Annotated in this window: 10 protein-coding genes; 3 read left to right on the top strand and 7 right to left on the bottom strand. The window is 55.9% G+C overall.

Going from position 1 to position 12,985, the window contains the following annotated elements:
- The first annotated feature begins 43 nt into the window (after window positions 1-43).
- Entirely contained in the window at window positions 44-421 is a 378-nt protein-coding gene (locus OQ460_RS12180; RefSeq protein WP_410017745.1) for a response regulator, read from the top strand.
- A 90-nt stretch (window positions 422-511) separates the two neighbouring features.
- On the opposite strand, the gene OQ460_RS12175 is transcribed toward OQ460_RS12180, so the two are convergent.
- From OQ460_RS12175 to OQ460_RS12160, 4 genes are all read right to left on the bottom strand, one after another.
- On the bottom strand, window positions 512-4,777 hold the full coding sequence (locus OQ460_RS12175) for a hypothetical protein (RefSeq protein ID WP_410017744.1): 4,266 nt from the start codon (window positions 4,775-4,777) through the stop codon (window positions 512-514).
- 90 nt (window positions 4,778-4,867) lie between these two features.
- The gene (locus OQ460_RS12170) at window positions 4,868-6,460 is read right to left on the bottom strand and encodes a response regulator (RefSeq protein ID WP_410021986.1); all 1,593 of its coding nucleotides are present in this window, start codon (window positions 6,458-6,460) and stop codon (window positions 4,868-4,870) included.
- Between the two features lie 74 nt (window positions 6,461-6,534).
- Window positions 6,535-8,040, bottom strand: a complete 1,506-nt coding sequence (locus OQ460_RS12165; protein WP_410017743.1) for an ATPase domain-containing protein — start codon at window positions 8,038-8,040, stop codon at window positions 6,535-6,537.
- Window positions 8,041-8,183: 143 nt separating this feature from the next.
- On the bottom strand, window positions 8,184-9,242 hold the full coding sequence (locus OQ460_RS12160) for a tetratricopeptide repeat protein (protein WP_410017742.1): 1,059 nt from the start codon (window positions 9,240-9,242) through the stop codon (window positions 8,184-8,186).
- A gap of 243 nt (window positions 9,243-9,485) precedes the next feature.
- Here OQ460_RS12160 and OQ460_RS12155 point away from each other — a divergent pair, with 243 nt between their 5' ends.
- A complete protein-coding gene (locus OQ460_RS12155) occupies window positions 9,486-10,298 on the top strand; it encodes a crotonase/enoyl-CoA hydratase family protein (RefSeq protein ID WP_410017741.1) in 813 nt (270 codons plus the stop codon).
- A 5-nt stretch (window positions 10,299-10,303) separates the two neighbouring features.
- Window positions 10,304-11,137, top strand: a complete 834-nt coding sequence (gene nudC, locus OQ460_RS12150; RefSeq protein ID WP_410017740.1) for an NAD(+) diphosphatase — start codon at window positions 10,304-10,306, stop codon at window positions 11,135-11,137.
- Here nudC and OQ460_RS12145 read toward each other — a convergent pair.
- The 3 genes from OQ460_RS12145 to OQ460_RS12135 form a co-directional block, all read right to left on the bottom strand.
- A complete protein-coding gene (locus OQ460_RS12145) occupies window positions 11,105-11,884 on the bottom strand; it encodes a TSUP family transporter (protein WP_410017739.1) in 780 nt (259 codons plus the stop codon). The genes nudC and OQ460_RS12145 overlap by 33 nt on opposite strands.
- A gap of 95 nt (window positions 11,885-11,979) precedes the next feature.
- Entirely contained in the window at window positions 11,980-12,738 is a 759-nt protein-coding gene (gene map, locus OQ460_RS12140) for a type I methionyl aminopeptidase (RefSeq protein WP_410017738.1), read from the bottom strand.
- A complete protein-coding gene (locus OQ460_RS12135; RefSeq protein WP_410017737.1) occupies window positions 12,735-12,938 on the bottom strand; it encodes a ParD-like family protein in 204 nt (67 codons plus the stop codon). The genes map and OQ460_RS12135 overlap by 4 nt, the downstream gene beginning before the upstream one ends.
- Between the last annotated feature and the right edge of the window lie 47 nt (window positions 12,939-12,985).

Raw genomic sequence — 12,985 nt, 5'->3', positions numbered from 1 at the left:
CTTATGGTCGTATCTGCAGCAATCGACCGAACAAAGGCTTCCCATGAGTGAAGATGCACAAGATGTTGTACTGATCGTCGAAGATGACGAATCGATCATGTTTGTGCTGGGTGAATACCTGGCAGGCCTGGGGTATCGGGTGTTGAAGGCGGTCGATGGGGAGCAGGCCTTCGAAATCCTCGCCAGCAAACCTCATCTGGACTTGATGGTCACTGACTATCGGCTGCCTGGCGGCATCTCCGGGGTGCAGATTGCTGAACCCGCACTGCTGTTGCGCCCGGAGCTCAAAGTCATCTTTATCAGCGGCTATCCACAAGAGATTCTCGACTGTAACAGCCCGATCACCCGTGATGCGCCGATTCTGGCCAAACCGTTTGATCTGGATACGTTGCAAGAGCATATACAGCGGTTGCTGGCTTGAGGGCGTCTGCTCTGAAGCGCATTTCCGAGACCCGGACACTTTCCCTGTGTCCGAGTGCAGGCACCGCAGCTTGACGTCAACGCAGACTAGCTAAGCCGCGTTAACCGAAGTGGCTGGAGCAGGTAACGGTTCTTTGTAGAGTGCTTCGAAAGCTGCGTTATCGTTCCCTGTCGTCTTTTTCCAGGAGTTATTGTACTCGGAGACCTTGAACTCAAGTTTATGAGGGTCCACGCTATGCGTCTTATACTGTTTGCCCAGTTTTTTATCATTGAATATTTTACTCATTTCAAGTTTCATGCTTTCCATGTTCTTGAACTTGATCAATCCGAAGTTGGGGTCGTAGAAAAAAAACGTTTTGTTTGCACCTTCAAATTTTACGCCTCCAGTCATCGCATGTCCTGGAAACTCTATCATGAATGTCTTTGAGGCTTGGGCACTGCCGAGTTCATCGATGAGAGAGAGGTAGGAAACCTGCTTTTGCGGTTGCAGGACGTGAAAAGCCGACGCACCGGTTACCTGGTCATGTAAATTACTCAATGTTTTCATAAAGCTCTGAGACGCAGGGGCTGCCGGGTACGCGGCGGCGGTATACATGTTATTGATTAAGTTTAGTTCCTTGCCTTCCGCCACCGCGGAGGCCATCGCCCTCGAAAGCCCTGCGCACTGCCCCCCGGAAAGTTGCGAGGTTAAAGCAAGATATGAAACCTGTGGCATAGGTATTAACGTGCTGACACTGGGATCAATCTTATTGTAAAGATTGCGTATGTGAGTAGCCCCTGCCTCAAAAGCTATATTTTCACGTTGCTTTACCAAGGCGCCTAATTGTTCTGATGTCAGGCTTTCATTTTTTGCCAAAGCCATTAGCTCCTCACTTTTCATCTTTTGGGAAAAGCCGGGAATGTCATGTACGTTGCCAGAGTTGTAACCCCGTTCGAAAGCGATTTTCTCAGTGCCATCCCGTTTTTTGTGAACGGCTGTGGCCCAGTCCCTTTCAATATCTATGGTTTTTTGACTCTTGGGGCTTGTGATGTTTTCCCATTTGGCGAGGTCCTGCGCACTGACACGCAGTGAGGGCGTGAAGTTGTCAAGGGGCTTTCCAAAGGGTTGGCTGGTAACGAAGTCATAGGAGTACCATTTTCCCCTCTCAAAAATAGCGGGTGCTTCCAAAATTTCATCATTGAGCTTAAAGGTGCCAACTGAGCTGGCCTCAAAGCGTTTACTGGCCGCCAGCAAGTCATAACTTTCAGCTGCCCCACTTATTTGCCTGATATTTTTGATGGCTGTATTACCCCCTCGAACCGTACCTCTCGCTAAGCCAACAACTACATCATCGAGCCCACTAACCGGATTGAGTGAGCCAATGGCAGCACGGCCCATAATCCTTGCGGCATGGGTCAATTTCTGGCCCGCCGAAGCACCCGCTTTTAAAGCTTTTGCACCCTTCGCCGCCGCCCCAACGCCTACGACAAAGCCAAATACATCGAGCGCCAGATCGACAAAACCCTCTCCAATATTGCCTTTTTGGAAGTTTTGAATGGCTGATCTGAGTGGGATCAGGTTCAGCATAAATTCTCTTGCTTTGAGATAAAAAGGCTCCTCGGTATCAAAGGTAGTGAGACCTTGTGCTTGATCTTTCAAGTCATTTAGGTTCATTTCCTCTACTAACGCGTCAGCAATGTATTGTGTTCTTTCGCTACTAAAGCTGTTAGGAGTAAGCCCGCGTGAATTACTTTCGGCAGCGATGTTCGCAGTGTAGTTTCCACGAGGGGTAATGGCTTGCAGTTCCGTATAAGGTCGATAGCCTCCATGGGATTTGACCCCTGTGATGAAATCTGAATCGAGCACAATGGGAGTTATGCTATTTTGTTTAAGATCTACCTTGTAATTTTTTTCCGTGCCGTTGAGTGTTGTATTGATCAGGAGTACATGTTCGCCGTATGAGTTGGTAGGCTCGCGCTTCTCGATTGTATGATGGGTAGTCAGTGATTTAGCAAGGCGAATACCTCCATACTCAAAACGTTTTCTATCCTCCAGAGGTAACTGCGAGATTAAAAGCTTTGTTTGGGTTGCAATGCTGTTTTCCATTTTCTTGAAATAGTCAGGCAGTTCCTTGTCAAAAACGGCCTGAATGTTTGGAAGTTCGTGGGCCCGCGCGTCAATACTATTGATATGCACGTCAGCACTTGAAGATGCCCAGCTAAAATCGCCGGGTGGATTGCCGAGAAACCCCTTCATATAGAGGTCGACTATCGAGTAAGGTCCAGGAAACTGTTTACCCACTGAATCAGGTGAAATACAGCGTTTCTCAAAGTCGATATGCTCCCCATAATGCGCTTTCAGGTACTTGAGCGCCAATTCACGGCGCGTGGGTATCGGTGTTTCCTGAGCTTGGGAAGCAGCACTCAGTTCGGCTACTTGAGTATTAAATGCGTCATGTACGGTGTTCATTTGCGCAGTGTCATACACATCCAGTGTATTCAAGGGAATCAGGCCGTTAGCAACGCCCCAGTCTTTGAGTGCATCCTGCTGGGCGTCATATTCGACCTGCCTGTCCGCAGCCGTGACCGGAGCCAGGGAAGCTCGAGCCATCACGTCACCAAAGGTCATGCCTGAGGTGGCGCCAGGTGCCTGGGCTTCTATTCGAGCCACGGCGGTGGTAAACGTGACCCAGGTATGAGAGCCATAGGTCACGCTCCTCGGAATATCTTTGACCAGAAAAGCGGGGGCCCGGAGCGATAACAGGATATAGGCCGCAAGACGGGCTAGCCGTGGTGACGCTTTTTTCTTGTCGATTAAGTGAATGATCAATTCTTCTACGGTGTCTGAAACCGGTTTGCCCCACTGTTCACTGCGGGCCAAATCAAATCCCCCTACGCCAGTTCTTACCGGGGCCAGGGTGCTGCCTTGAGTGGTTTCTCGGTCGAGGGAGGCGCCGATAGCCGCCAGTGTCCAGTCATCGATACTGGTATCTGTGGCAATTGCATCAAATTTGTTTTGCAGTGCCAAACCCAGAGCCTTGGCTTTAGGCGTATCCAGAAGGTTGTTGATCACTCTGCGAGGATTAGCCAAATCTCGAGGTTCCACCCGAAAACCCTGGCCCAGGTAGCCCAATACTTCTTTGTCGCTGTCGTAGTGGGTCAAGGTGGCAAGGCCAAGGGTATTCCCCAGGATGGCATAGCGTACGTTAAGGCGCTCTTGATCGGTCAACGGAATGGGCCAGGATAAGGCCCCTCCCAGATTGCCATGGAGTGCTTGGCCCGGCGTATCTTTTCTCAGGTATTCCCCAAGGTTCATGATCTCTAAAAAGCTCTTGGGTATATCCAGCCCGTTTGCCGTCAAATACTCTTTAAGGCTTGCGCTTGCACCGGGCACCAGGTTGTTACTCTGGCTGCAGGAAGAGTGCGGGGCGGGAGTGAAGTGGGTATTTTCCAGCGCAGAAAGAATGCCATTGTCCAGTTGCTCTTGTGCCAATTCTGGCGTCAAACGCTGCACACCGTAAATACTTTGTCTCTGTCGAGACTCAAGCTCATCGGCTAACTTGGCAATTGACGTTGCAACTGTCAACAATGGTGGAGTGGCCCTGCGACGATCGGAAACGTCTGCAAGTTTTCTTCTCCCTTGCTCCAGAAATGCCTCTGAGTGCTGGGAATCAATGTTGTTGAAGGTTTTGTGGGTTTCCAGTTTTAACGCTTGCTGCTCCAGCTTTTTTTTATCGTCATCGGTTAAAAGTGCGTGATGCTCGGTCGACACGTCTTCACGGTAAAACCTGGCTATTTCCGATAGTGTGGCGATGCTTTTTTGCCCTGCGCTAACACTGCCTCCTGAAGGGGCGAGTGCTTTGGCGGCACCTTTTAACATTGGCCATATCGGTGCGAGACTCTTACTTGCGTCATTCGCTACTTCAAAATGTTTTTTAACACCAGAAGCTGTGCAAGTGATAATCCCTAACGATTGATTGATGACAATATCCTTTGATAGATCCACGCGATTTTCGGCAGCCCACGCGTTGAAGTCTGGACTTTTTATTATGTTGTGAAGGTGTGTTCGCCACTGCCAAAACAGAGAGTCCTGCGGGGGAGTTTCAATGAATTCGAACGCTATAAAGTTGACGGCTAGATCCTCTTTTACACCCTCACGTAGTTTTCGTGCGTAAAGCTCAGCCAGTGTACTGTCACCCTGGGAGTAGGGTGTGTCATTGAGTATCGACTGGGAGGTGTGAGTGACGGCAGTCTCGACGCTGCGCATGGCAGAGCCTTGTGCAGATACTGGCAAATTATTGGAGGTCTGCGGGGAGGACTTGAGTTGGATAGAGTTAATAGTCATAGGATTACCGTCGAAATTGCGAAAGGCTTCCATTCAGCTGAATTTTCCTCGGCTAAACGGTAACTCTGCGTACCGAAATCAACGGGTCGGTTCCATTAGATAATGAGCGGTAACACTCTTGGCTCAGTGCCCGATCATCTCTCTTACTTTCGCTGTCAACAAATCAAACGTAAATGGCTTGGTGATCAATTGCATCCCAGGATCCAGAAAGCCTCCACGCACTGCTGCGTGCTCGGCATATCCGGTGATGAACAGCACCCTCAGGTCCGGCCGGATCTGCCGGGCGATCTCGGCTAACTGCCGACCGTTCATGCCCGGCAACCCCACATCGCTGATCAACAAGTCGATGCGCTGCTCGGATTGGATAATCGCAAGCGCACTGTCGGCGTCACTGGCCTGGACAAAGGCGTAACCCAATTCCCCCAGCACCTGGCTTACCAGCACCCTGACGGCGGGGTCGTCCTCGACGATCAGCACAGTCTCGCCAGTATTGGCATAGGGTAACAACGCAAGATCCAGCGCTTGATCAGCGATTACTTCGCCGGCAAAGCGCGGCAGGAACAGGCTGACGGTGGTGCCTTCACCAACCACACTGTGAATGCAAACATGACCGTGGGACTGGCGAGCGAAACCGTAGATCATTGACAGGCCCAAGCCGGTGCCCTGGCCGATGGGTTTGGTGGTGAAGAACGGATCAAATGCACGGCTGACAACGCTAGCGGGCATCCCACAGCCGGTGTCACTGACGCTCAGCTCCAGGTAGTCACCCGGCTGGAGCGTGCCGTAGGCTGCGGTAAAGACATTGTCCAGATGGCGATTGCTTGTCTCCACCACCAGTCGGCCTCCGTCGGGCATGGCGTCCCGGGCATTGAGGACAAGGTTGAGCAGGGCGCTCTCCAGTTGATTGGGGTCTGCTTCGGCGATCCATAGCTGGTCGCTCAGGCGCATCTGCAGCGTGGTGCTTTCATTGAGGCTGCGCTGCAGCAGTTCGCCCATGGACCTGACCAGGTCGTTGATCTGTACCGGCTTGGAGTCGAGCGATTGCCGGCGGGAAAACGCCAGCAAGCGGTGGGTCAGGCTGGCGGCGCGGTTGGCAGAGGTCACGCCCAGGTCAATCAGGCTATCGAGATCTTCCAGGCGCCCACGGGCGAGGCGCCGGCGCAGTAGCTCGAGGCTGCCGATAATGCCAGTGAGCATGTTGTTGAAGTCATGGGCGATACCGCCGGTCAACTGGCCGACAGCCTCCATTTTCTGTGATTGACGCAGAGCCTCTTCATTGTTGCGCAACTGGGTGGTGCGTTCTTCGACTTGCTGTTCGAGCGTTTCCAGGGTGCGCTGCAGGCGCAACTCGCTTTGGCTCAAGTCAATCAGGCGATCCCGCGCTTCGTATTGCCGACATCGCCCGCGCAGGGCGGTGGTCACCAGGCTGATCAGGGTAACCGGATGAAAGGGACGTTCCAGCAGAGTGATGTTGCCCAGTAGCGCACTCAAGCGCGACGAGCTGGTTTGTTCGCTACCACCATGCTGGGTCATCAATACAATAGGCAAATCCGACCAGGCCGGCTGTTGCTGCAAATAGTCGAGCAGCGGCTGCAGATCGACGCCGCGTAGCGCTTCGGCGGCGATGATCAACAGGCCGGCACCTTGCTCCAGGGTTTCACAGAGCATCGGCAGGTGGTTGGCAATAACTGCGCTGAAGCCCGCCTCGTTGAGCATTTGCGCCGCCAGAGTGCTGTCGCGTCCCAACGGCGCGAGGATGATTGCGCGTCCGTGGATGCCGGACAGATCACTCACAATCGCGGCTCCTTGAGCAGTGGCTGGCCGGCGCCCATGTAGGTCGGCACGCCACGCAGTACACCTTGGAACGATTCAAGTGGTTCGCCGACGGTCATGCCCTGAGTGCTGATACGGTATTCGCGAATGGTCGATTCATGGCTGCCGGTGCGTTTCTTGATGATGGAGATTGCCCGGCGCACCTTGCCCATTGCTTCGAAGTAGCGCAGCAGGATCACGGTATCGGCCAGGTACGTAATATCTACCGGTGCCTGCATGCTGTCGCCGATCAGCCCATGCTGGGCAACTGTCATGAAGGTCGCGACACCTTGGCGGTTGAGGTACAGCAGCAGCTCATGCATGTGCAGGATCAGCGCGTTCTCTTCAGGCATGGCCGCCTGGTAGCCGTTGATGCTGTCGATGACTACGGTCTTGATCCCGCCTTCGTTAACGTGGCGTCGCACACGGTGGGAGAACTCGCCGGGCGACAGTTCGGCCGCGTCGACCTGTTCGATGATCAGGTTGCCGCTGTGTTGCAAGGTCTGGAGGTCGATGCCCATTTTCTTCATGCGCTCGAACAATAGCCCCAGGTCTTCATCGAAAATGAACAATGCGGCTTTCTCGCCACGGGTCACGGCTGCGGCGGCGAAGATCAGCGAGATCAGTGATTTTCCGGTACCGGCAGGGCCAAGGATCAGCGAGCTGGAACCGGTCTCGATACCTCCGCCCAACAAGGCGTCCAGCTCGTTTATGCCGCTGCTCAACGTCTGCTGGATATAGCCGCTACGATGTTCAGCCGCCACAAGACGGGGGAATACATGGATGCCATCGCCCATGATGGTGAAATCATGAAAACCACCGCGGTATTTCTGACCCCGGTACTTCACCACTCGTACACGGCGACGTTCGGCGCCGTAGTTGGGGGTCAGTTCCTCCAGGCGGATCACACCGTGGGCCACGCTGTGCACGGTCTTGTCCAGGGCTTCGGTGGTCAGGTCGTCCAGCAGCAGGACTGTTGCGTCGTAGCGCACGAAATAGTGCTTGATCGCCAGGATCTGCCGGCGATAGCGCAACGAACTCTGCGCCAGCAGGCGAATCTCCGAAAGGCTATCGATCACCACGCGGGTGGGCTTGACACGTTCCACCACTTCGAAAATCTGCCGGGTGGCTTCGCCCAGCTCGAGGTCCGAGGAGTACAGCAGGCTCTGCTGGTGATCGGCATTGAGCAGATTCTCTGGCGGGGTCAATTCAAAGATATGGATGTTCTCATCCAGGTCCCAACCGTGGGATTTGGCACCCTGGCGCAATTCGCGCTCGGTTTCCGACAGGGTGATGTACAGCGAGCGTTCGCCTGCCTTGGCTCCATTCTGAAGAAAATGCAGGGCCACGGTGGTTTTACCGGTGCCGGGCTCGCCTTCAAGCAGGAACAGATGGCTGCGCGACAGCCCCCCGCAAAGAATGTCGTCGAGTCCTTCGATACCGGTTGCTGCTTTTGCTGTGAACAGCTCTTTGGATGTAGACAAGAAGTGCCCTCGGGTCACGAACAAATGGTGGATGCAGCCCAATTGGGTGCGCCATGTGTACTTGACCGTAGCGGCGTGCGACGGTTCACGTTTTTTATTGATGGCGGCAAGCGACTGGCGTTTGCGTTCGCCGGCGAGGCTTTCTACAAGCCCTGTTGCAACGCTGGATCATCCGGGTTCTGCTGCTCCAGTTGCGCCAATAACACCTGGACGTTCTGCAACTGGCCGCTTTCCTTCCAGTAATGCACCAGCAGCACCCGAGCCTTGCGATTTTGCGGGTAACGCTGGACGATTTCCTCCAGTTGACGTTGAGCGGCTTCCAGTTCCTGCTGGGCGTGCAGGGTGGTGGCCAGGTCGTAGCGATAATCCTGATTGTCCGGTTCAAGCTCCACGGCCTTGGACAAGCCGAGCAGCGCATATTCGCGCTCGCCGTGGTTCAGCAGCCACATACCGAGGGCATGTTGCAGGTAGGCCGACTCCGGGTACGCTTGTAACTGGCCGGCGAGTAATTGGCGCGAATCGTCGACCTTGCCTTGTTTATCCAGCAGCTCGATCTGCGCAACCACGGCTGGCAGGTTGTCGGGTTCCAGGCGCAAGGCCTGTTGCAGCGCGTTTTGTGCCTCTGGCAGGCGCGCGTTATGAATGTACAAGCGTGCCAGCTGAATCCAGGCTCCTGGCGTTTCGGGCTGACCCTTGAGCTGCTTTTCGAACTCGTCGAGGACGCGCTGCAGCGCGCCGAAATACAAACCCAGTACGTCAGGCGAAAGTCCCAGCAAGGCATTGGCGGCGGCAAACCGCACGCTCTGTTCGGAGTCTTCGAGTAATGGCCCTAGCAGCAAGGTACGCTGGCCGCTGGGCACCAGCCCGACGATGCTGCCAATGGCTGCCTGGCGTACCAGTGGAGCGCTGTTGGCCAAGTCCTTGTCCGCCAACTTCAGCGCCTGGGGGCTGGGGTAGTTGGGCAACTCGGCGTGCAGCGCAACTCGGCGGGTGTCGGACAAGTCCGCTCGCCCCAACTGTTGGTACAGCACCCGAGCAGCACCCGGCTCGCCGTTGCGGGCCTGTTTCAATGCCTTGGAGTAGCCGTGGGCGATGGCCTGGGGGATGGCCTCCTGGGATGAGCGATTGAAATACCAGACGATCAGCAGGATAAACAGCAGGGTACACAGGCCGATGAGGGAGTAACGGCGAGACTTTGACATGCAGGCGTCCGGAAGTGGGCAGCTATTACAAAGCCACCAGCTTCGGTCAGGCCAGTCGGTGTGTCAAACCCTTGGCACAGGGGGATAGGTGCCTATCCATCTTTCTGAATGGATGTTGGGTTGGCTGTCCAGGCGAAACCCACATCCTGCAGTCCTGCCTTTGGCACAACCACAGCCTTACCCCCCGTCACACTCCCTTGCTATAGTTCGGCCCTAATTTGCCGCCAGCCAGGGATTTCTGCCATGTCCGAATATCAAGCCTTTGTCGTCGAACTCAACGGCAACGTCGCCCATGTGCAGATCAATCGCCCGGAAAAGATCAACGCCATGAACGCGGCGTTCTGGAACGAGATCATTGATATCTTCCAATGGATCGAAGACACCGATGCGGTGCGCGCCGTGGTGCTCAGTGGCGCCGGCAAACATTTCTCCTCCGGCATCGACCTGATGATGCTGGCCTCGGTGGCCAATGAGTTCGGCAAGGATGTGGGGCGCAACGCACGCATGCTGCGGCGCAAGATCCTGCAGTTGCAAGCTTCTTTCAATGCCGTGGACAACTGCCGCAAACCGGTGCTCGCGGCGATCCAGGGCTACTGCATTGGCGGTGCCATCGACCTGATCAGTGCCTGCGACATGCGCTATGCCGCCGCCGACGCGCAATTCTCCATCAAGGAGATCGACATCGGCATGGCCGCCGATGTGGGCACCCTGCAACGCCTGCCGCGCATCATCGGCGATGGCATGTTGCGCGAACTGGCCTACACCGGGCGTACCTTCGGCGCCGAAGAGGCGCGTAGCATCGGCCTGGTCAATCGCATCTTTGCCGATCACGAAAGCCTGTTGGCCGGGGTAATGGAAATCGCCGGGCAAATCGCCGCCAAATCGCCGATCGCGGTGACAGGCACCAAGGCCATGATCAGCTACATGCGTGACCACTCAATCAATGACGGCCTGGAATACGTTGCCACCTGGAACGCAGCTATGTTGCAATCCAACGACCTGCGCGTGGCCATCGCGGCCCACATGAGCAAGCAGAAACCCGAATTTGTGGATTGAGTGAAATGACCCCAGGCTGGATTACCACGACGCTGCTGGACAACGAGACCCCTGGCGGCTGGGCCGTGGCCCGCAGCCGCGAAGGCTTCCTGCATGACGACAACGGGCCGCTGTTTCCCAGGGAGTGGCTCAAGCGCCAGGACCTTTCGGTACTGGCCGAGCACGGTATTGGCTACCTGGATGGCGAGCCGATGTATCTGCTGGAGCTCGATCGCCCTGGCGATGTGCAAGGCTGTCGCTGGCAGGGCCTGCGGGGCTTCATGCTGCAGGATGACCATCAACTTTACAAAGTCTTGGGGTATGCGGCACAAATCGGCACGTGGGCACGCGAACACCGGTTTTGCGGCAGTTGCGGCCAGGCGATGGTGCAGGTTCCCCGCGAACGCGCGATGTTTTGCCAGGCCTGCGATCTGCGCAGCTATCCGCGTATTTCACCGAGCATGATTGTGCTGATTACCCGAGGCGACGAGATACTGCTTGCACGCTCGCCGCGTTTTGTCACCGGCGTCTACAGCACCTTGGCCGGCTTTGCCGAGCCTGGTGAGTCTGCCGAAGATTGCTTGATCCGCGAAGTGCGAGAGGAAGTGCAGGTAGAGGTGAAGAACATCCAGTACATGGGCAGCCAGTGCTGGCCGTTCCCGCATTCGATGATGCTGGGGTTTCATGCCGAATACGCCGGTGGCGATATCGTGCCCCAGGCCGACGAGATCGAAGACGCGCAGTGGTTCAACATTCACCAACTGCCACCGCTGCCGGCGTCACGCTCGATTGCGCGCTACCTGATCGACCTCTACGTAGCGCGGCGCTTAGGCCACGCTGAACCAGTGCTGCCAGGCTAGGCGCACCGTCAGGCCCAATACCACCGTGATAAACACTGGGCGAATGAACTTGGCGCCGCCGCTGATCGCGCTGCGAGCGCCAAAGAAGGCGCCTACCATCACCGAAAAGCCCATGCACAGGCCGACGATCCAGTCGACCGAACCGTTGAAGATAAACACCGACAGCGCCGCCGCGTTGCTGACGAAGTTCATGCTGCGTGCCACGCCGCTGGCCTTGACCAGGTCGACGGGGTACATCAGCAGTGTGCTGACAGTCCAGAACGCCCCGGTACCCGGACCGGCCACACCGTCGTAGAAGCCCAGGCCGAAACCCTGGGTCGACTGCCATTTCTTCTTGATCGGCGCATCGGCATCCAGCGGTGCCTTGGGCGTACCGCCAAACAGCAGGTAAAGACCGCAGCCAAAGACAATCACCGGCAACATCTTGTTCAGCCATTCGGCCGGCAGGTAGTGAGCCACAACGGCTCCGGCCAGCGCGCCGACCAAGGTGCCGACAATGGCATGTACCCATTGGCGTGGATGAAACAGCTTGCGCCGGTAAAAGGTGAAACTGGCAGTGGCCGAGCCGAAAGTCGAACTCAACTTGTTGGTGCCCAGCACCATATGCGGCGGCATACCTGCGGTGAGCAGTGCCGGGGTGGTCAACAAACCGCCTCCGCCGGCGATGGCATCGATAAAACCGGCGACGAAGGCAACAACGGCCAGAATGGCCAGGGTAGTGAGGTCAACGCTGAGTTCAAAAGGCATGGAGGCGACTTATTTTCGGCGAGGCGCAGAAGGGCTGCGCGAAAGGCCGATAGCTTACCTATAACCAGATGTTACGGCGACTGTTGCGATGCGCCTTATTCCGCTGACGGTTGCAGGGTCAGGACTTCGTAGCCATCGGCCGTCACTGCCACCGTGTGTTCCCACTGCGCTGACAAGCTGTTGTCGCGTGTCACCACGGTCCAGCCGTCTTTGAGATCGCGGACCTTGGCACTGCCCTGGTTCAACATCGGCTCGATAGTGAAGACCATGCCTTCGCGCAATGTCATGCCCGTGCCGGGGCGGCCAAAGTGCAGGATTTGCGGTTCTTCATGCATCTCGCGCCCGATACCGTGGCCGCAATACTCACGTACCACGCTGTAACCATTGGCGTGCGCGTGGCGCTCGATAGCGTGCCCGATATCGCCCAGACGCGCGCCGGGCTTGACCTGGTGGATCCCGGCCCACATGGCTTCGAAGGTTTTTTCTACCAGGCGCCGCGCCTTGGGCGAGACCGCGCCGATCATGTACATCTTGCTGGAGTCGGCAATAAAGCCGCCTTTCTCCAGGGTGATATCGATGTTGACGATATCGCCATCCTTCAACACCGCCTTGGCGTCCGGCATGCCATGACACACCACCTCGTTGATCGAGGTGTTGATGGAGAAGGGATAATCGTACTGCCCGAGGCTGGCGGGGCGTGACTGCAGGTCGTTGCGGATGAATGCCTCGACGGCCCGGTCCAGCTCCAGAGTCGACTGGCCGGCAGCGACTTGACGGTCGAGCATCGTGAATACCTGCGCCAGCAGACGCCCGGCTTCACGCATCAGGGCAAGCTGTTGGGCATTCTTGATCATCGACCGCGCCCCCGGATCAGGTCGGGTTTGTCCAGCAGCAGTTTGTTGATCAGATCGTTGTAGCCCAGGTGCGGGTTGAGTTCGGCCAAAAGACCGATCTTGATCCAGAACTCTGCCTGGGCATTGATGGAACGATCCATGGCGGCACTGGCCAGACGGATTTGTTCATGCAGTTGATCGGTGATCTTGACGATGCCCATGAGCTTCACTGTGTAATTTGATATATGAATCGTATGCGTTTCATATA

Origin of the sequence: Pseudomonas imrae (genome assembly GCF_046352735.2) — a bacterium.
Taxonomy (GTDB): Bacteria; Pseudomonadota; Gammaproteobacteria; order Pseudomonadales; family Pseudomonadaceae; genus Aquipseudomonas; species Aquipseudomonas imrae.
The sequence above is the reverse complement of the archived record's forward strand: the minus strand, read 5'-3'. Positions and strand labels throughout refer to the sequence as shown.